This is a genomic window from Amnibacterium sp. (assembly GCF_025463795.1).
Lineage (GTDB): Bacteria > Actinomycetota > Actinomycetes > Actinomycetales > Microbacteriaceae > Amnibacterium.
This window is the reverse complement of the sequence record NZ_JAODBE010000040.1, coordinates 26,836-45,245: the sequence shown is the minus strand read 5'-3', so window position 1 is coordinate 45,245 and position 18,410 is coordinate 26,836. Positions and strand designations below refer to the sequence as shown.

The window sequence follows — 18,410 nt, the reverse complement described above, 5'->3', positions numbered from 1 at the left end:
GGGCCATGCAGATCCCCAAGGAGACGATCGTCCGGTTCCTGCGCGACCGCGGGAAGGACGCACTGGCCGATCAGGCCGACAAGCACCTACCGGAGCAGGTCGATCCCGCGCAGTACGCGGAGCAGCTGCAGCGGTACGGCGTGGACGTGCCCGCGCTCCTCAGCAGGCTGCCCGGTCCCCTCAAGGGGCTCTTCGGGCGCTGATCCGCGTCAGACGTGGCGCGTCAGGAGCCGCAGCTGCACCATGACGTGCTCGCGGAGCTGCTCGGGCGCCGTGTCCCGGCACGCACGCTTGACCGCGTCGGTGAGCACGACACCGATGTGGTGCTCCTCCGCGCAGTCGACGCAGCCGGCCATGTGCTCCGTGATGTCCGCGTACTCGGTGCGCTCGAGCTCGTGGTGGAGATACTCCTCGAGATCGCGTTTGGCCTTCTCGCAACCGCAATCGGTCATGGCGTCACTGCCCCTTTTCGAGTCGGGGTCGCCCGGCGCGAGATCTCGCCCATGGCGATCCCGCGTTCCTGGGCGTACCCGGTCAGCCGGTCCCGCAGCAGCCGGCGGCCGCGGTGCAGGCGGCTCATCACGGTGCCAACGGGGGTCTTCATGATGTCGGCGATCTCCTGGTAGGAGAACCCCTCGACGTCGGCGAGGTAGACCGCGAGCCGGAAGTCCTCCGGGATGGACTGCAACGCGTCCTTCACCGTGGAATCCGGTAGGTGGTCGATCGCCTCGGCCTCCGCGGAGCGCGAGACGCGCGACGCGGAGGTGGTGGAGACGGCCTCGCCGAGCTGCCAGTCCTCGAGGTCGTCGATCGTGTTCTTGTACGGGTCCCGCTGCTTCTTGCGGTAGCTGTTGATGAACGTGTTCGTGAGGATGCGGTACAGCCAGGCCTTCAGGTTCGTGCCCTGCTGGTACTGGCGGAAGGCGCTGAACGCCTTCACGTACGTCTCCTGCACCAGGTCCTGCGCGTCCGCCGGGTTGCGGGTCATCCGCATGCCGGCCGCGTACAGCTGGTCGAGAAACGGCAGCGCCTGCTGCTCGAACAGCTCGCGGAGCTCCTCGTCGCCCGGCGCGACGTCCTCGAGCGCGGCATCCGGGCCCGTTCCGGCCGGTTCCGACGGGTCGCGATGCGACGTGGCCGCCGGGCCGAAGGGGACTGCATCGGCCTCGTCGTCGAGGGTCGCCGCATCGGTCTCGTCGGCACCATCGACGGGCTCCGCGAGCGCGTCCTGCACCTCGTGGTCGAGGTCCTCGTCGGCCTCGTCCCCGGCGGCCCCCTCCAGCGGGGACTCCTGCTCGTCAGAGGGCCCGACCTCGCGGTCGTCGACGGGGCGGTCGGAGGGAAGGGACATGGCCCAGGATTCTACGGGCGGCCACTCCACGACGTCCGGGAGGAGCGGTGCGTCGAGCACTGCTGCTGGCATGCCGCCCTCCTTCGCTTCGAGTCCGCCGGACCTATGGTGGAACCGATGGCCGCGCCGACCTATTCCGCCCCCGCGGGCTGGAACGCGCCCAGCCCGTCGGGGCGGCTGTCGGCGGTCGTCGAGCTGCCCGGCTCGAAGAGCCTCACGAACCGGGAGCTCGTGCTCTCCGCGCTCGCGCACGCGCCCTCCACCTTGCGCCGGCCATTGGCCGCCCGCGACACCGATCTCATGGTCGAGGCGCTCGGCCGGCTCGGCACCCGCATCCGGCGCGACGACGACGGCACCCTCCACATCGAACCCGGGCCGCTCACCGGCGGGGTCGACATCGACTGCGGGCTCGCGGGCACGCTCATGCGCTTCCTGCCCCCGGTCGCGCTGCTCGCGGACGGCCCCGTGCGCTTCGACGGCGATGAGCGCGCCAGGGCGCGACCGCTGGCCACGACGATCCTGTCGCTGCGCGCACTCGGCGCCGAGGTCGACGACGGCGGACGTGGCACCCTGCCCTTCACGGTCACACCCGGGGACGTGCGAGGCGGCCGCGTCGTGATCGACGCCTCGGCGTCCAGCCAGTTCGTCTCCGGGCTGCTGCTCGTCGGCGCCCGCCTCCACGACGGCATCGAGGTGGAGCACCGCGGCGAGCGCCTGCCCTCGATGCCGCACATCGCGATGACGATCGACGCCCTCGCCCGGCGGCACGTGCGGGTGGAGACCGCGAGCGCCGGGCCGCCCGCGGCGCTCTGGCGCGTGGAGGCGCAGCGGATCCGTGGCCGCGACGTCGACATCGAGCCCGACCTGTCCAACGCGGCGCCGTTCCTCGCCGCCGCCCTCGTCGCCGGCGGCACCGTGACGGTGCCGGGCTGGCCGGAGGAGACGACGCAGGTCGGGAACCGGCTGCGCGACTGGCTGGCCGCGTTCGGCGCCGGCGTCTCACTCGAGCAGGGCGCGCTCACCGTCGACGGCGGCGCCGGCGTCCGGGTGGCGCCGCTCGCCCCAGTCGACCTCGACCTGTCCGAGGGCGGCGAGCTCGCGCCGACCCTCGTCGGCCTCGCCGTGTTCGCCGACGGGCGCAGCACGTTCACCGGGATCGGGCACCTCCGCGGGCACGAGACCGACCGCCTGGCGGCGCTCGCGACCGAGCTCACCGCCGTCGGAGCGTGCGTCGAGGAGACCGAGGACGGCCTGATCGTCGAACCCGGCCCGCTCGCAGCGCCCGGCCGCCCCTGGCGCGCCTACGAGGACCACCGCATGGCCACCACCGGCGCACTGGTCGGACTCGGTGTCGACGGCGTCGTGGTCGACGACATCGCGACGACCGCCAAGACCCTCCCCGGCTTCGCGGACCTCTGGCGGCGGATGCTCGGATGAGCTGGCTGTCGGACGAGGAGGAGGGCCCGTACGACGAGTACGACGAGTCCGACGCCCGGGTGCGGCCGAACCCCCGCGGCTCGCGGCCGCGCACCAAGCAGCGACCCGCGCACGAGACGGCCGTTCCGGGGCGCGTGCTCACCGTCGACCGCGGCCGCATGCAGGTGCTGCTCTTCGAGGACACCCCGGAGGAGCGGGAGGTGCAGGCGACCCGCGCCCGCGAGCTGGGCAAGGTCGGCGTGGTCACCGGCGACGCGGTCGACGTGGTGGGCGACCTCTCGGGCGAATCCGGCGTGCTCGCCCGGATCGTCCGCCTCGAGCCGCGCCGCACGGTGCTCCGGCGCAGCGCCGACGACACGGACGACGTCGAACGGGTCGTGGTCGCCAACGCCGACCAGCTGCTCGTCGTGGTCGCCGCCGCCAACCCCGAGCCGAGGCCCGCGCTGATCGACCGCTACCTCGTCGCCGCGTTCGACGCCGGGCTCGACGCCGTGCTGCTCGTCACCAAGACCGACCTCGCGGAACCGGCGCCCCTGCTCGCGGAGTTCGCGCCGCTCGAGCTCACTGTCGTGACGACCGAACGCGGCGCCGATCTCAGCGGGCTGCGCCGCCTGCTGCTCGGCCGCACGACGGTGGCCGTCGGCCACTCCGGTGTCGGGAAGTCCACGATCGTGAACGCGCTCGTGCCCGACGCGGGCCGCGCGATCGGCGCGGTGAACGCCGTGACGGGACGCGGCCGCCACACGTCGTCGTCGAGCGTCTCCCTGCGCGTCCGGGCGACGGCGGCGGATCGGGCGGAGGGGCTGCCGGCGACCGGGTGGATCATCGACACCCCCGGCATCCGGTCGTTCGGGCTCGGGCACGTCGACCCGACGAACATCCTGCGGTCGTTCGCGATCCGCAGCCGCCCGATCACGGATCCGCCCGACGGCATCGCGCTCGCGGACGCCCACGACTGGGAGATCGTCGACCGGGTGAACGCGGGCGAGCTCGGCGACGCCGGGCGCCGCCGTCTCGAGTCGCTGCAGCGGCTGCTCGAAGCTCAGGGCGGGCGGGTGCAGGGCGCCGACGACGAGGCCGATCCCGACGCCTAGGGCGCGTCTCGCGACCTCGTTCCGCCGCGAGACGTCGCGAGGCGCGCCCTAGTGTGAGTCCCATGGCGCCCGGCATCTTCGAGGACCTGCAGCTCGCCCTCGACCTCGCCGACATGGCGCACGTGCTCGCCGTCGACCGCTTCCGGGCCGGCGACCTCGCGATCTCGACGAAGCCCGACCGCACCCCGGTCACGGATGCGGACCAGGCGATCGAGCAGGCGCTCCGGGCCGCGCTGAAGGACGCCCGCAAGGACGACGAGGTGCTCGGCGAGGAGTACGGCGGCGAGGCGCGATCGGGCCGCCAGTGGATCATCGACCCGATCGACGGCACGACGAACTTCCTTCGAGGGCTGCCGATCTGGGCCACCCTGATCGCGCTCGCCGTCGACGGCGACCCGATCCTCGGCGTCGTCGCCGCGCCCGCGCTCCGCCGGCGCTGGTGGGGTGCCCGCGGTCACGGCGCGTGGGCCGCCACCGTCACCGAGCGCGGCACCGGCGCTCCGGCTCGGCTGTCGGTCTCGAAGGTCGGCGAGCTGTCCGACGCCCTGCTCAGCTACAACTCGCTCCAGGGCTGGGACGACGCGGGAGGCCTGGACGGCCTGCTCGCCCTCGCCCGCGGCTGCTGGCGCACCCGGGCGCTCGGCGACTTCTGGTCCTACGTGCTCGTCGCCGAGGGCCAGGTCGACATCGCCGGGGAGCCCGACCTCAAGGTGTGGGACATGGCGGCGCTCGTGCCGATCGTCACGGAGGCGGGCGGCCGGTTCACCTCGCTCGACGGGCACGACGGCCCCTGGCACGGCACCGCGCTCGCGACCAACGGGCGCCTGCACGACGCGGCCCTCGACCGGATCGGACTCGCGGCCTCACATTCCGGCCCCGCCGGCCGTTGATATCGATGTGAGCATCTCCGAGACGGCGAAAGCACCGTTCGAACGGGTCGTCGGCGAGCACGGGCCGCTCGTCTGGCGGGTCTGCCGCGGCATGCTCGACCAGCACGACGCGGAGGACGCCTGGAGCGAGACCTTCCTCGCCGCGATGGGCGCCTGGGCCCGGTTCGACGGGAACGTCGCCGGATGGCTCGTCACCATCGCGCACAGGAAGGCCGTCGACGTGCTCCGGGCGCGGTCCCGTGCGGCGTTCCCGACCGCGGAGCCGCCGGAGGTCGTCTCGACCCTCGGCGTCCCCGACGGCCGGGACCTCGACCTGTGGGCGGCGCTCGCGCTCCTCCCGACCCGGCAGCGCGCCGCGGTCGTCCACCACCACCTCGCCGGCCTGCCGTTCGCCGAGGTGGCGCAGCTCACCGGCACCACCGAGCCCGCGGCCCGCAAGGCCGCCTCCGACGGCGTGCAGCGGCTCCGATCGCTGCTCGCCGGGAAGGACATCGCATGACCACCACCGCCCCCTTCGCCGTTCCCGACGCCGATCCCGCCCTGCTCGCCCGCCTCCACGCGAGGCTCGAGGACGCGGCGACCGGCGACGCCGCCCCCGACGTGCACTACCGGACCGTCGACTCCCCGCTCGGTCCGCTGCTCGTCGCCGCCACCGAGCAGGGTGTCGCCCGGCTCGCGTTCGCGATCGAGGACGAGGACGAGGTGCTCGAGAGCCTCGCCACGCGCATCGGTCCACGCGTGCTGCGTGCGCCGCGCCGACTGGACCCTGCGGCGCGCTGGCTCGACCACTTCTTCGCCGGTGACCACGGCCCGTACCCGGGGCCGGTGGATCTGCGGCTCGCCCGGGGGTTCCGGCTCGCCGTGCTCGAGCGGCTGCGGGAGGTGCCGTTCGGCCGCACCATCAGCTACGCCGCGCTCGCCGCCCGCACGGATGCGCCCCGCGCGGTCCGCGCGGTCGGCACCGCCTGCGCCACGAACCCGGTGCCGCTCGTCGTGCCCTGCCACCGCGTGGTGCGCTCCGACGGCAGCACCGGCGCGTACCGGGGCGGCGCGGAGGCGAAGGTGCGCCTGCTCGCACTCGAGCGCGACGGCGTGCTCCCCGCATCCGGAGGGTCCGCGCCCCGGCTTCTGTGAGGCAGGATCAGCGGGGTGACCGACGCCCCCGCCCCCGCGATCGTGCGGGCGACCCGGCGACGGTCGCTCGTCCGGCTCGTCTCGGGGTTCGGTCCCGCGTTCGTGGCCGCGATCGCCTACGTCGATCCGGGCAACGTGGCCGTGAACATCACCGCGGGCGCGACGGAGGGCTACGCGCTCGTCTGGGTGCTCGTCGTCGCGAACACCATCGCGGCGCTCGTGCAGTACTGCTCAGCGCGGCTCGGGCTCGTCACCGGCGCCAGCCTGCCGGAGCTGCTCGGCCGCCGGCTCTCCCGCCCGTCTCGCATCGCGTTCTGGCTGCAGGCCGAGGTCGTCGCGGCCGCCACCGACGTGGCCGAGGTGATCGGCGGCGCGATCGCGCTGCGGCTGCTGTTCGGGCTGCCGCTGCTGCTCGGCGGGGTGATCGTCGGCGCCGTCTCCCTCGTGCTCCTCTCCGCGCAGCACCGCCGGGGGCAACGGGTCTTCGAGGGGCTCGTCGTCGGGCTGCTCGCCGTGCTCACCATCGGGTTCGCCGCGGGCGTCTTCACGGGCAGCACGGATTGGAGCGGGGTCGCGGGCGGCCTGCTCCCTCGGCTCAAGGACGGCGGATCCGTGCTGCTCGCCGCCTCGATGCTCGGCGCGACGGTGATGCCGCATGCGATCTACCTGCACTCGTCGCTCACCCGCGACCGTCACGGCGATCCCGGGGAGCGGCTCCCCCATCTGCTGGTCGTGACCCGGTGGGACGTGATCGTCGCGCTCGCACTCGCCGGCGCGGTCAACATCGCCCTGCTCGTCGTGGCCGCCGCCAACCTGCAGGGCAGCAGCGGCGCCACGACCATCGAGGGCGCGCACGGCGCGATCACCTCCGCGCTCGGGCCGGTGATCGGAGTGCTCTTCGCGATCGGGCTGCTGGCATCCGGCCTCGCGTCGAGCTCCGTGGGCGCCTACGCCGGCTCCGAGGTGATGGCCGGCCTGCTCAAGGTGCAGGTTCCGCTCCTCGCGCGCCGGGTCGTGACCCTGCTGCCGGCGCTCGTCCTGCTCGCGCTCGGCACACCGCCGACCGCGACGCTGGTGATCAGTCAGGTGGTGCTGAGCTTCGGGATCCCGTTCGCGGTCGTGCCCCTCATCCGCCTGAACTCGGACGCGTCGCTCATGGGCGCCTACGTCGCGGGCCGCGGTCTGCGGATCGGCGGCTGGGCCGCGGCGGGCGTGGTCGTCGCCCTGAACGTGCTGCTGCTCGGCGTCACCCTCACGGGAACCGCCTGAAACAGCAGCCGCCGACCGAGCTGCACAGCGCGACAGTGACATCCGCGCGAGGAGTGGAGATGGGGGGAATCGAACCCCCGTCCACTGCTGGAGAACGGCGTCTTCTCCGGGCGCAGCCTGTGTCTTTCGTTCTACTCGGCCCCGTCCCTTGCCACAGGCAGGTTACGGACGACAGGCCCAGTCCCGGTGAAAGTCCCACGAAGCCCCGAGGCAGGACATCCGTAGCAAGCCCCCTTGATGACGCCGGATACCGGGGCGGAGGCGAACCCGGTCCGACGGCCTTGACTACTCTTGCTTACGCAGCGAGAGAGAAGGCGGTGCGAGTCTTACTGGCACCTGTTGTTTGCATGCATCGTTAGCGAGATAAGCATGCATCCTCGGCCCGCTTTCCGTCGTCGAACAGGCAATGTCGAAACCGATCATCCCCATGACGGCGCGGAGCCACTGTCGCACTGTGGAGTTGTGTCGCCCCGTTGCCGGGGCTCCGACAGTCTAGAACCGCGAGGGCCCCTCGGTCATTCCCGGATCGAGGGACAGCATGTAGTAGGCGCTGTGCGGGTCCTCCCGGTACGCCCCGAAGGGCGGGCAGGGCCGGAAGCCGTGGCGCTCGTACAGCCGCCGCGCCGGCACGAAGAACGGCTCGGTACCGGTCTCGAGCAGGACGGCCTCGTAGCCGCGGCCCCGCGCCTCCGCGAGCACGGCGGCCAGCACGATGGTGGCGACGCCGCGGCCGCGGGCGGCCTCGGTGGTGCGCAGCGACTTCAGCTCGCCCCTGACCGCATCGATCGGGGCGAGGGCTCCGCAGCCGAGCACGGCGCCGCCGTCGCGGACGGTCCAGAACGCGACGCCCCGGGCGACCAGCCCGTCCGGGTCGAGCGCGTGGACGCTCTCCGCCGGTGAGGTGGCGTGCATGTCGGCGAGATGCTCGGTGAGCACCGCGACGACGTCGGGCCGCCGCGGGTCGTCACGCCGCGCCTGCAGCCTCCCGGCGCCGGGCCGAGATTCCGGCGCGCGGACTCCACCGTCCACGAGGGCTGGTCGCCGAGATCCAGGCGTATGGACATCCGACGTCGGCACGGCCGGCACACCGCTGAGCGTCGTGCGGGACTCGGCGCCGGGGTCCGGAGCCATGAGGACTACTCGCCGAGGTTCCGGCGAGTGGACATCGCGCGTTCGGCCTCGCGGCGGTCCTGCCGCTCACGCAGCGCTTGGCGCTTGTCGTACTCGCGCTTGCCCTTGGCGAGCGCGAGCTCGACCTTGGCCTTGCCGTCGCTGAAGTACAGCGACAGCGGCACGAGTGTGTAGCCGCCCTCCTTCACCCGGCTGCCGAGCTTGAGGATCTGCTGCTTGTGCAGCAGCAGCTTCCTGGTGCGGCGCGGCGGGTGGTTCGTCCACGTGCCCTGGTTGTACTCGGGGATGTGCACGGCGTCGAGGTAGGCCTCGCCCCCGTCGATGTACGCGTAGCCGTCGATGAGCGACGCTCGACCCTGCCGCAGCGACTTGACCTCGGTGCCCGTGAGCACCAGTCCCGCCTCGATGGTGTCCTCGATGGTGTAGTCGTGGCGCGCCCGGCGGTTGCTCGCGACGACCTTGCGACCCTGCTCCCTGGGCACTGCAACCACCTCCTCGGCTGATCGATCAGCCCGACAGTCTACTGCCGAGGCTCCATACCCGCTCCGGAGATTCGGACCCCCCTCGGTCCACCAGCATGCACGCGGCACGGGGACGGAACGGGAGGAGCCGGCCGGCGGCACGGGCGGCGTGCGCCCGCGGCGGCTACACCCTCAGGTAGCGGCTGATCGCCACGTTCGCCGAGACGGCGGCGAGCACGATGCCGACACCGATGAGGATCGGCACGACGACGAGCGCATCCGAGACCGTGACAAACGCGATGTCCTTCTGCGCCTGGGCGAGGAAGCCCTGCACGAAGAACTGCACGATGCCCACGGTCGCGAGGCCGGCGAGCACCGATCCGATGAGGGAGGCGAGCACGCCCTCGAGGATGAACGGCGTCTGGATGAACCGGTTCGACGCGCCGACGAGGCGCATGATCCCGAGCTCCCGTCGCCGGGAGAAGGCGGACAGCCGGATGGTCGTGGAGATCAGCAGCGCCGCCGCCACGAGCATGAGCGCCGCGATCGAGGCCGCGGTGATCGACGCCGTGTTCAGGACGGCGAAGATCTGGTCGAGCAGGCGCCGCTGGTCGGTCACCGCGTCGACGCCGGGCAGACCGGCGACCGCCTCCGCGATGATCGCCGACTGGTTCGGGTTCTTGAGGTTCACCCAGTAGGCCTCGTTGAGCAGGTCCGGCGTCACGTAGTCGGCGACGGGGTTGCCTTTGAACTGCGCCTCGAAGTTCTTGTAGGCCTGCTGGTGGTTCTCGAAGTACGACTGCTTGATGAACGGCTTCAGCTGCGCCGAGTGCAGAGCGTCGCCGATCGCCTTGATCTGCGCCGCGGTCGCGCTGCCGTTGCCGCAGTGGGTGCTCGGCACCTCGCCGTTGCAGAGGTACACGGCCACCTGCGCCTTGTCGTACCAGAAGTTCTTCATCTGGCCGATCTGCAGCTGCAGCAGCGCCGCGGTGCCGACGAACGTCAACGAGACGAACGTGACGAGCACGATCGAGACGACCATCGAGAGGTTGCGGCGGAGGCCGCTGGCGGCCTCGGAGAGGACGAGTCCGAGTCTCATGAGGAGGGTCCCACCCCTTCGTCGTCGGCATCGCGGTCCCGGAGACCGAGTCCGGTGATGAAGTCGAGGTGATCGGGCAGCGGCGGTGTGCGGTGGCGACCGTTGCGGCCTTCGAGACCCTCGGGGTCGCCCGTGTCGTCGAGGTCGATCTCGCCGGTGATCGTGCGGACGCCGCGACGTGCGTCCGGACGCTCCTCGCGGCCGGGATCGACCTGCTCCACCTCGGGCTCCGAGCCGCGGCGGCGGAACCGCGGACGGGGCTCCGCCGCGTCGAGGCCCGGGTCGGGCCGTGGCTCCGGCGGCAACGGGGCGGCGAAGAACAGGCTCGCCGCATCGGTCTCGGGGCGGGCCGCGGGCTGCGGCGCCGGCTCCCCCCGACGCCACGGCGTCCGGTCGGCGTCGGCGGGGACCGTGCGGACGGGGCCGGTGTCGGTGCGCGCCCAGACCGGTGCCCGCGACGGCTCGGGCTGCTCCTCCGTGCGCGAGCTCGGGCCGGTCGGCGGCTGCACCGTCGGAAGCGGACCGGTCGCGGGACGCGGTGCGGCGGGTGCGGCCGTCAGCGGCGGCTGCTGCCACACCGTCTGCGGCGGTGTGCCGGGCGGGCGCGTGGGGCCGGTGGTGACGGGCGGCTCGGGCCGATCGCGGCCACGGCGGGCCCAGACGGGGACCGTGCCGGTGTCGCCCTCGGTGACCGGCGGCTGCTGCGGGCGCTGGATCGGGATCGAGGAGGTGACGTAGGTCGCCTCCTCCTCGTCGCGGATGATGCGGCCGCCGACGAGCTCGATGACGCGCTTCTGCATCCGGTCGACGATGGTGACGTCGTGGGTGGCCATGACGACGGTCGTGCCGGCCTCGTTGATCCGGTCGAGCACCTTCATGATCTCGTCGCTCGTGGTCGGGTCGAGGTTGCCGGTGGGCTCGTCGGCGAGCAGGATCGCCGGCTTGTTGACCACGGCTCGGGCGATGGCGACGCGCTGCTGCTCGCCGCCCGAGAGCTCGTTCGGCATGTTCTGGGCCTTCTCCGCGAGCCCGACCATGCCGAGCACGTCCGGGACGGTCGCCTGGATGAAGCCGCGGGACTTGCCGATCACCTGCAGGGTGAAGGCGACGTTGTCGAAGATGGTCTTGTTCGGCAGCAGGCGGAAGTCCTGGAACACGACGCCGAGGCTGCGCCGGAAGTACGGCACCTTTCGGCTCGAGATGGACGTGAGGCGCTGGCCGAGCACGTGGATCTCGCCGGAGGTCGGGCGCTCCTCGCGCAGCATCAGGCGCAGCAGGCTCGACTTGCCGCTGCCCGAGGCACCGACGAGGAAGACGAACTCACCGCTGCCGATCTCGAGGGAGACGTCGTCGAGGGCGGCCCGCGGAGCACCGCGGTAGCGCTTGGTGACGGAATCGAAGCGGATCATGACGGCTGGCAGCCTAGGCACATCCTGCGAGGGCCGGGTGCAGGCTGGCCGGATCGGGGTTCGGGTCGGGTGGCCGGAAGACTACTCCCCCGGCGTGGCGCGCCGGTCCGTGCAGGCGCCGATCAGGCCGAGACGTGGAGCCGCGGGCGGCGGCGCGAAGGCGAGAGATCGCCTTCGCTCGTCAGACCGCCGACCTCTTCCGCCAGCGGATGCCTGCGGAGAGGAACCCGTCGAGGTCGCCGTCGAACACCGCGGACGGGTTGTTCACCTCGTGCTCGGTGCGCAGATCCTTGACCATCTGATAGGGAGCGAGCACGTACGAGCGGATCTGGTCGCCCCAGCTCGCGGTGATCGTGCCGGCGAGCTCCTTCTTCTTCGCCGCCTCCTCCTCGCGGCGCTGGATGAGCAGCCGCGACTGGAGCACGCGCATCGCCGCAGCGCGGTTCTGGATCTGGCTCTTCTCGTTCTGCATCGACACGACGATCCCGGTCGGCAGGTGGGTGATGCGCACCGCGGAGTCCGTCGTGTTCACGCTCTGGCCACCGGGACCGCTGGAGCGGAAGACGTCGATGCGGATGTCGCTCTCCGGCACCTCGATCTCGCCGCTCTCCTCGAGCAGCGGGATGACCTCGACGGCCGCGAAGCTCGTCTGCCGCTTGCCCGCCGAGTTGAAGGGGCTCATCCGCACCAGACGGTGGGTGCCGGCCTCGACGGAGAGCGTGCCGAACGCGTAGGGGGCGTCCACCTCGATCGTCGCGGACTTGATCCCGGCCTCCTCCGCGTAGGAGGTGTCCATCACCGTCACGGCATATCTGTGCTGCTCCGCCCAGCGCAGGTACATGCGCAGGAGCATCTCGGCGAAGTCGGCGGCGTCGACGCCGCCCGCGCCCGCGCGGATCGTGACGACCGCCGGACGGGCGTCGTACTCGCCGTTCAGCAGGGTCTGCACCTCGAGCTCGCCGACGCTCGCCTGGACGGCGGCCAGCTCGGACTCGGCCTCGGCCGCGTACTGCGCCTGCTGCTCGTCGTCCTCCGCGTTCACCAGTTCCACGAGCACCTCGAGGTCGTCGAGGCGGCGCTGCACGGCGATGATCCGCGCGAGCTCCGACTGCGCGTGGCTGAGCGCGCTCGTCACCTTTTGCGCCGCGTCGGGGTCGTCCCACAGGTCGGGGACGGACGCCTGCGCACTGAGGTCGGCGATGCGCGCACGCAGGTCGTCGACGCCGACGACGGACAGCACATCGGCGAGCGTCGAGCGGAGGGAGGCGAGCCGGGCAGCGTAGTCGAGTTGCACCATGAGGGCGGCCAGTCTATTGGCGGTCGTAGGCTGGCCAGGATGACGTCGACCGAGCCGTTCCGCCTCGGCTCGGTCGCCCTCCCCGTCTACCTTCCGTCGCTGCTGTTCGCGACCGGCGAGGGCGCGATCATCCCGATCATCCCCGTCGCCGCGGTGCACCTCGGCGCCTCCCTCGCCCTCGCGGGCTTCATCGCGGCGCTGATCACCGTCGGCCAGCTGATCGGCGACCTGCCCAGCGGTTGGATCGTGGCCCGGATCGGTGAGCGCAACGCGATGCTCTGGTCGGCGACCGCCGCGCTGCTCGGGCTCGTGGTCGCCCTCGTCGCGCCGAACCCGTTCGTGCTCGCCGTCGGGGTGCTCCTCGTCGGCATCGCGACGGCCTCGTTCGCGCTGGCGCGGCAGGCCTTCATGACCTCGTTCGTGCCGCGTTCGTACCGCGCGCGGGCCCTGTCGCTGCTCGGCGGCATGTTCCGGGCGGGCTACTTCCTCGGTCCGTTCCTCGCCGCGGCGGTGATCGGGCTCGCCGGCAGCACGCAGGCGGCGTTCTGGATCGACGCGATCGCCTGCTTCGCCGCCGGTGCGGTGCTGCTCGCCCTCCCGGATCCGACCGCGGTGCTGGCCGCTCGGCGGCAGGCCGCCATCCGCTCGAGCGCGGCCCGACCGCAGGTCGACGCGCTCGATCAGCCGGCACCTCCCCAGCGGGCTGGCCTCTTCCGGACCATCCGCGAGCATCGAGGCGTCCTCGCCCGGATGGGAACGAACGCGGCGCTCATCGGCGGGCTGCGCTCCAGTCGGCAGGTGGTCCTCCCCCTGCTCGCCGTGAGCCTGCACATGCCCGAGAGCTCGATCGCGCTCGTGATCGGCGTCGCGGGGGCGATCGACTTCGCGCTGTTCTTCTCGAGCGGCCAGATCATGGACCGGTTCGGGCGCCTCTGGAGCGCCCTCCCGTCGATGATCGGCCTGGCGATCGGGCACCTCGCGCTGCTCGCCACGGCCGGGCTGCACTCCGCGGTGATCTGGTTCATCGCGATCGCGATGTTCCTGTCGGTCGCGAACGGCATCGGCAGCGGCATCCTCATGACCTTCGGCGCGGACCTCGCGCCGCGCCACGATCCGGCGCCGTTCCTCGGCGCCTACCGCTTCACGGGCGACGCGGGAAACGCGGCCGCACCGCTCGTGATCGCGGGTGTCACGGCGGTCAGCTCCGTCGCGGTGGCGGCCGGCGTGATCGGGGTGGTCGGTCTGGTCGGTGCCGGACTGATCGCCCGCTGGGTGCCCCGCTACATCCCCCGGGCGCGCTCCGCCTGACCGCTCAGCCCGGGGTGACCGGCTCGAGCACGCCGAACCGGTCGGGGCTGTGGCAGCCGACGTAGACGAGGCCGGTTGCTGGATCGATGGCCTCGCCCTCACCCTCGCCCGGTATGGCGAGCTCGATCGTGTCGATGCGATTCCCCGTCGCCGGATCGATCTTGGTGATGCGATTGCCCTGGGTGAGGCTCGAGTACACCCACCACTGCCCGTGCACGACCTCGAGGCCCTGCGGCAGACCGCCGGGATCGGGGACGGGCACCGAGGTGCCGAGGCTCCCATCCCCGGTCATCGGCGTCACGGTGAACGGCTGACCCGGGAGGTTCGCGAAGACGAGGAACCCGCCCGCCGGATTCGACGCGATCATCCCGTTCACGCCGAGGGCGCCCGCGTCGATCGTCCGCTTCAGGGTCCAGCCGTTCGGGTCGACGACCCCGATGCGGGTGGGCGCGGTCGCGCTGCCGTTCGCGACGTAGAGCAGGCCGTCGTCGCCGACGGCGATCTCAGCCGCATGCCCGACGGGCAGGGGCGCCGACGAGGCGAGGTGCCTGCCCGTGAGGTCGTACTCGTCGATGCGGGCGTCCCCTCCGCCCACGTCCACCCCGGCGAAGAGTCGGGTGGCGCCGTCGACGCGACCGATGGCGAGGCCCTGCTCGTTGCCGCTCCCGAGCACGGCGACGATCCGGATCCGGTAGGGCAGGTGGTCCGCGCTGACGGCGACGTTCGTCGTCCGGGTGACGGTGCCGCCGTCGGGACCGCGCTCGCGCACGGTGACGGTGTAGGTGCCGACGACGATGCGACCGCCGACACGGCCGTCCCAGAGCACGCGGTGCGTCGCCGAGGTGGTGAGGGACCAGGACCGCACGACCGTGCCGTTGCGGCTGACCCGGATTTCGCCATGCACGGGGACCGTCACGCCCGAGCTGGCGCTCGCCCCGGCGGAGAGGGTGACGGTGTCGAGCTGGTCGTCGATCACCGGCTGGACGGTCGGCCACGTGCTGCTCACCGTCGCCCGGGTGATCACGGTCGGCGCCAGCGTCACCGACCGGCGGACGCTGCGCGCCGAGCCGGCCGGCCCGGCCACGCGAGCCGAGAGCGCGGCGCTGGTGCCGCGGAGGCCGGAGACGGTCAGTCGGGCGGTCCCGGGATCGGCGCGGCTGATCGGGGACCTGTGGATGACGGTCCCCGCCGCGATCGTGGCGGAGCCGTGCACCGCGATGGACGCACCGGTCTCGTCGGCGGCCCGCACGGTCGCGCCGACCCGCGATGGCGCGCCGGGAGTCTTCGGGTAGTAGGTCGTCCGATCGGTGCTCAGCGTCAGGGTGCGGACGATGCCGGAGCCGACTCGGACCGGATGGGGCGCCGCGACGCTGTGCCCGGCGGTGCTCGCGTGAAGGGTCCAGGAACCGACGGTCAGCGACGTGATCGGCACGCGGATCGCCGCCGATCCCCCACCCGGCACCCCGGCGAGCGGCGCGGACCTCGCGATGAGCACGGTGCGGGTGCCCCTCACTGCGGTCAGGGTGACCGGGGACGTGCTCGGTGCCGTCAGGTGCACGGTGAGCGAGTCGCGCAACCCGTCACCGTTCGGCAGCGTGAGCACCGGAGCCGCCGGGAGGACGATCGCGAACGGAAGCGGCGGCTTCGGGGTCGGCGTCGGGCTGTCGGTCGCTGCCGGAGAGCCCGTCGGAGGCGCGTCCGTGACGGCCGGGGCGGGATCCGCCGATGCCGTGCCCGAGTTCGTGCCCGGGTCCGAGCTCGAACCGGCAGCAGGCGCCGGCAGCTCGTCGGCCCCTGCAGCGATCGGCGCACCGAACGCGAGCGCCAGTGCGGCGAGTCCGAGTCCGAGGGTCATGGCGCGCAGCCGCCCCCGTCGTTCCTCGCCCCCCGGCACGGACGAGACGATAGGTCACGCCTGCCGGATGCGCCGTCTTCCCCGTCGGGTGGCGCGAGATGCAACGTTCCGGGAGATGTGGCGCTGGTCGGCTAGCGTCCCGGTATGGACACGGATCGCCGGATGCTCGTCGAATGGACCGACCCGGCGGAGGCGCTGCCCCGGTACGCGGACCTTCCCGGGATCGAGTACCTGAGGCAGGTGCGCGAGGGCGTGCTACCGCCGCCGCCCATCTCGCAGGTCTTCGGCATGCGGTTCGGCGACATCGAGGACGGGCGGCTCAGCGTCACCTGCGATCCGCGCGAGGCGTTCTTCAACCCGCTCGGCACCGTCCACGGCGGCCTCGCCTGCACGATGCTCGACACGGCCCTCGGCTGCGCCGCGCATTCGACGCTGCCGGCCGGCACCGGCTACACGTCCATCGACATCACCGTGAGCTACCTGCGGCCGATCCTGCCGTCCGCCGGCCCGGTCACCGCGACGGGGACGGTGATCAAGCGCGGCCGTCGGGTGCTGTTCGCCGAGGCCGCACTGACCGACGCCGCCGGCACCGTCTACGCGACGGCGACCTCGAGCCTGCTCGTGGTCGGGCCCTAGGGCGCCTCAGCGGAAGCGTGCGGCGGCCGTCGACTCGACGGTCACCGGGACGGCGATCGGCAGCAGCGGCCCCGCGATCGGCGGATGCCAGGTCGCGGCCAGCCGCACGAGGGCGCTGCGGCCGTCCGGCGTACGGGCCTCCACGAGCCGCAGGTCGGCGAGACCGCCCGCATCCGCGCCGCCGACCGCGTCGGCGGCAGCGGCCCGCACGCCCGCGTCCGTGAGTCGCGGCACGACCGTACCGCCCTGCACCGTGGCGTCGCCGATCCGGAACGACTCGGCCGCCGCGAGCGCCGCGCCGTCCGCGACGGTGAGCAGCCGGAGCCTCTCGAGGTGCAGCGCGGTCGCGCCTGCGGTGACGATCACGAACCCGGCCGCGATCATCAGGAAGACGAGGATCAGCGGCAGCGTGGACCCCTCGTCGGATCGGGACCTCATCGGGCCGCCTGGAACATCGACACGCGCTGCACGGCGTGCGCCTCGACCGGAACGGCACCCGGCGCGCCGAGCGCCAGGGCCCGCGGCAGCAGGGGAAGCGCGACGGCGACCCGAACGGTCACCCGCACGGTCCCTCGCGCGAGGAGGCAGTTCCCGGGATCGGGGGCGCAGGTGAGCTCGACCGCCGAATCCGATTCGGGGACGCGCCAGTCGGCGAGCGCCGTGTGCACCGCGCCGGCCACCGCCGCCCGCCCGGCCGGGTCGCTGCCCGCGAGGACCACCTCGCGCGCCGCCTGCCGCGCCGCACCCTCCGCTGCGAACGCCGCTCCCTGGAGCGACGCCAGCACGAGCACCAGGTAGACGAGCGGCACGAGCAGCACGATCCCGACCGTCAGGAACTCGACGGCGGCGGAACCGGCCTCCGCCCGGGCCTCAGGGAACGGGTTCGAGCGCGGCATGGCCGGACACCTCGAGCCCCTCGGCGGGACCGATCAGCCCGAGGACGGGCAGGGGCGCTCGGACGGTGACGACGGTGACCGGCCGGCCCGCCTCGGTCGTCACGCCGGCCCGCACATCGGCGGCGTAGGCCGGTCCGAGCGCAGCGGTGAGCACCTGCGCCGTGCGGGCGGCACCGGCCGACGGGGCGCCCTCGATCGCGGCCCACCGCGCCCCTTCCGCCGCGGCGTCCAGCGCGGTGTTCCGCACGAACAGCACCGCGGCGACCTGCAGCACCCCGAGCACGAGCGCGACGAGCAGCACCCCGACCAGCACGAACTCGACCGGAGCGGATCCGCGCTCGGCGAGCGGGGTCATATGCCCGAGACGCTCGTGATCGCCTGCTGGAACAGGTTCGTCAACGCCGGACCCGCGACGCCCCAGAGCAGCACGACCAGACCCGCGGTCATCAGGGTGACGAGCACCCAGCCAGGCACGTCGCCGCGCTCGTCACGGAATCGCGTTCTCACACCGCTCAGCAGCGTCTTCATGTCGGGCCTCCCTCGGATCGAGGCGAGTCTTCCCGTGATCCCGTCCGCGCCGCGGAAGTTGTCCACAGGCGACCTCGTCCTCACCCGGAGGAGCCGGCGTCCGCGGTCGGCGGCCGGGGCCATCCCCGGCTACCGTGGGCCGACCAGGCACCCCCGCTCCGACCAGGGCCGCCGACATCGGAGAAGCCACACGACCCACGCCGTCGTCGAGGTCCTCACCCTGGGGGCGTGCGCGTTGCTCCTGATCGGCGTCGCCTTCCAGCTGGGGTTGAGCGCGGGCGCCCCACTCGCCGCCGCCGCGTACGGTGGCCGCGCGGCGCAGTCCGACGGCCGGCTCCCGCCGGGCTACCGCCTCGCCAGCCTGGTCACCGCGGCCGTGCTCGCCGGCATCGGCTGGCTGCTCCTGCTCCACGGAGGCCTGCTCGCCGCAGCCCCTCTCGCCGGCCCGGTCGTCCGAGTGGCCGTCTGGGTCGTCGCGGCGCTGTTCGCACTCAACACGGCCGGGAACCTCACCGGCCGGCATCCGCTCGAGAGGTGGGGCATGGGAGCGATCACCGCAACGCTGACCGTGCTCTGCGTGCTGCTCGCCATCGGCGGCTAGCCACCGCGCACCGC

Annotated in this window: 21 protein-coding genes, 1 other RNA gene and 1 pseudogene; 10 read left to right on the top strand and 13 right to left on the bottom strand. The window is 72.8% G+C overall.

What is annotated here, in order from left to right; genetic code table 11:
* A partial coding sequence (locus tag JWQ92_RS03740; RefSeq protein ID WP_297343116.1) for a hypothetical protein occupies positions 1-203 on the top strand: 203 nt, incomplete at its 5' end.
* A 6-nt stretch (positions 204-209) separates the two neighbouring features.
* Here the strand turns inward: JWQ92_RS03740 and JWQ92_RS03735 are convergent.
* Positions 210-452, bottom strand: a complete 243-nt coding sequence (locus JWQ92_RS03735; protein WP_297343115.1) for a zf-HC2 domain-containing protein — start codon at positions 450-452, stop codon at positions 210-212.
* The gene (locus JWQ92_RS03730) at positions 449-1,351 is read right to left on the bottom strand and encodes a sigma-70 family RNA polymerase sigma factor (protein WP_297343114.1); all 903 of its coding nucleotides are present in this window, start codon (positions 1,349-1,351) and stop codon (positions 449-451) included. Before JWQ92_RS03730 ends, JWQ92_RS03735 begins: the two co-directional genes overlap by 4 nt.
* 117 nt (positions 1,352-1,468) lie before the next feature.
* Between JWQ92_RS03730 and aroA the strand changes: the two genes are divergently transcribed.
* The 6 genes from aroA to JWQ92_RS03700 all read left to right on the top strand — a co-directional run bounded on the left by aroA (position 1,469) and on the right by JWQ92_RS03700 (position 7,175).
* Positions 1,469-2,788, top strand: coding sequence for a 3-phosphoshikimate 1-carboxyvinyltransferase (gene aroA, locus JWQ92_RS03725; RefSeq protein WP_297343113.1), 1,320 nt, complete (start codon positions 1,469-1,471; stop codon positions 2,786-2,788).
* Positions 2,785-3,882: a ribosome small subunit-dependent GTPase A gene (locus JWQ92_RS03720; protein ID WP_297343112.1), complete on the top strand. Its 1,098-nt coding sequence runs from the start codon at positions 2,785-2,787 to the stop codon at positions 3,880-3,882. Before aroA ends, JWQ92_RS03720 begins: the two co-directional genes overlap by 4 nt.
* A gap of 62 nt (positions 3,883-3,944) precedes the next feature.
* Positions 3,945-4,772 carry an inositol monophosphatase family protein gene (locus JWQ92_RS03715; protein WP_297343111.1) on the top strand — a complete coding sequence of 276 codons (828 nt, stop codon included), beginning with the start codon at positions 3,945-3,947 and terminating at the stop codon, positions 4,770-4,772.
* 7 nt (positions 4,773-4,779) lie between these two features.
* On the top strand, positions 4,780-5,271 hold the full coding sequence (locus JWQ92_RS03710) for a sigma-70 family RNA polymerase sigma factor (RefSeq protein ID WP_297343110.1): 492 nt from the start codon (positions 4,780-4,782) through the stop codon (positions 5,269-5,271).
* A complete protein-coding gene (locus JWQ92_RS03705) occupies positions 5,268-5,906 on the top strand; it encodes a methylated-DNA--[protein]-cysteine S-methyltransferase (protein WP_297343109.1) in 639 nt (212 codons plus the stop codon). The genes JWQ92_RS03710 and JWQ92_RS03705 overlap by 4 nt, the downstream gene beginning before the upstream one ends.
* 15 nt (positions 5,907-5,921) lie before the next feature.
* A complete protein-coding gene (locus JWQ92_RS03700; RefSeq protein WP_297343108.1) occupies positions 5,922-7,175 on the top strand; it encodes an Nramp family divalent metal transporter in 1,254 nt (417 codons plus the stop codon).
* 51 nt (positions 7,176-7,226) lie between these two features.
* Here the strand turns inward: JWQ92_RS03700 and ssrA are convergent.
* The 6 genes and pseudogenes from ssrA to prfB form a co-directional block, all read right to left on the bottom strand.
* Positions 7,227-7,602, bottom strand: a transfer-messenger RNA (tmRNA) gene (gene ssrA, locus JWQ92_RS03695).
* 65 nt (positions 7,603-7,667) lie between these two features.
* Positions 7,668-8,087: a GNAT family N-acetyltransferase gene (locus JWQ92_RS03690; protein ID WP_297343118.1), complete on the bottom strand. Its 420-nt coding sequence runs from the start codon at positions 8,085-8,087 to the stop codon at positions 7,668-7,670.
* Positions 8,088-8,311: 224 nt separating this feature from the next.
* Positions 8,312-8,788 carry an SsrA-binding protein SmpB gene (smpB, locus tag JWQ92_RS03685; protein ID WP_297343107.1) on the bottom strand — a complete coding sequence of 159 codons (477 nt, stop codon included), beginning with the start codon at positions 8,786-8,788 and terminating at the stop codon, positions 8,312-8,314.
* Positions 8,789-8,951: 163 nt separating this feature from the next.
* Positions 8,952-9,866, bottom strand: a complete 915-nt coding sequence (gene ftsX / locus JWQ92_RS03680) for a permease-like cell division protein FtsX (protein WP_297343106.1) — start codon at positions 9,864-9,866, stop codon at positions 8,952-8,954.
* Positions 9,867-10,573: 707 nt separating this feature from the next.
* Positions 10,574-11,275, bottom strand: a pseudogene (ftsE, locus tag JWQ92_RS03675) (cell division ATP-binding protein FtsE); the annotation flags it as partial.
* Positions 11,276-11,456: 181 nt separating this feature from the next.
* Positions 11,457-12,572 carry a peptide chain release factor 2 gene (prfB, locus tag JWQ92_RS03670; protein WP_297343105.1) on the bottom strand — a complete coding sequence of 372 codons (1,116 nt, stop codon included), beginning with the start codon at positions 12,570-12,572 and terminating at the stop codon, positions 11,457-11,459.
* Positions 12,573-12,611: 39 nt separating this feature from the next.
* Between prfB and JWQ92_RS03665 the strand changes: the two genes are divergently transcribed.
* Positions 12,612-13,880 (top strand): MFS transporter, encoded by a 1,269-nt coding sequence (locus tag JWQ92_RS03665; RefSeq protein ID WP_297343104.1) that lies wholly within the window; start codon positions 12,612-12,614, stop codon positions 13,878-13,880.
* 4 nt (positions 13,881-13,884) lie between these two features.
* On the opposite strand, the gene JWQ92_RS03660 is transcribed toward JWQ92_RS03665, so the two are convergent.
* Positions 13,885-15,735 (bottom strand): hypothetical protein, encoded by a 1,851-nt coding sequence (locus JWQ92_RS03660; protein ID WP_297343103.1) that lies wholly within the window; start codon positions 15,733-15,735, stop codon positions 13,885-13,887.
* A 144-nt stretch (positions 15,736-15,879) separates the two neighbouring features.
* Between JWQ92_RS03660 and JWQ92_RS03655 the strand changes: the two genes are divergently transcribed.
* Positions 15,880-16,371 (top strand): PaaI family thioesterase, encoded by a 492-nt coding sequence (locus tag JWQ92_RS03655; protein ID WP_297343102.1) that lies wholly within the window; start codon positions 15,880-15,882, stop codon positions 16,369-16,371.
* 6 nt (positions 16,372-16,377) lie between these two features.
* Here the strand turns inward: JWQ92_RS03655 and JWQ92_RS03650 are convergent, their stop codons facing one another.
* The 4 genes from JWQ92_RS03650 to JWQ92_RS03635 are packed head-to-tail and all read right to left on the bottom strand — an operon-like array spanning position 16,378 to position 17,795.
* Positions 16,378-16,809 carry a pilus assembly protein TadG-related protein gene (locus JWQ92_RS03650; protein WP_297343101.1) on the bottom strand — a complete coding sequence of 144 codons (432 nt, stop codon included), beginning with the start codon at positions 16,807-16,809 and terminating at the stop codon, positions 16,378-16,380.
* Entirely contained in the window at positions 16,806-17,267 is a 462-nt protein-coding gene (locus JWQ92_RS03645; RefSeq protein ID WP_297343100.1) for a hypothetical protein, read from the bottom strand. The genes JWQ92_RS03650 and JWQ92_RS03645 overlap by 4 nt, the downstream gene beginning before the upstream one ends.
* Entirely contained in the window at positions 17,242-17,622 is a 381-nt protein-coding gene (locus JWQ92_RS03640) for a TadE/TadG family type IV pilus assembly protein (protein ID WP_297343099.1), read from the bottom strand. The genes JWQ92_RS03645 and JWQ92_RS03640 overlap by 26 nt, the downstream gene beginning before the upstream one ends.
* Complete coding sequence (locus tag JWQ92_RS03635) at positions 17,619-17,795, bottom strand: hypothetical protein (RefSeq protein ID WP_297343098.1); 177 nt, start codon at positions 17,793-17,795, stop codon at positions 17,619-17,621. The genes JWQ92_RS03640 and JWQ92_RS03635 overlap by 4 nt, the downstream gene beginning before the upstream one ends.
* A gap of 235 nt (positions 17,796-18,030) precedes the next feature.
* Here JWQ92_RS03635 and JWQ92_RS03630 point away from each other — a divergent pair, with 235 nt between their 5' ends.
* A complete protein-coding gene (locus JWQ92_RS03630; RefSeq protein ID WP_297343097.1) occupies positions 18,031-18,396 on the top strand; it encodes a hypothetical protein in 366 nt (121 codons plus the stop codon).
* Positions 18,397-18,410: the final 14 nt, after the last annotated feature.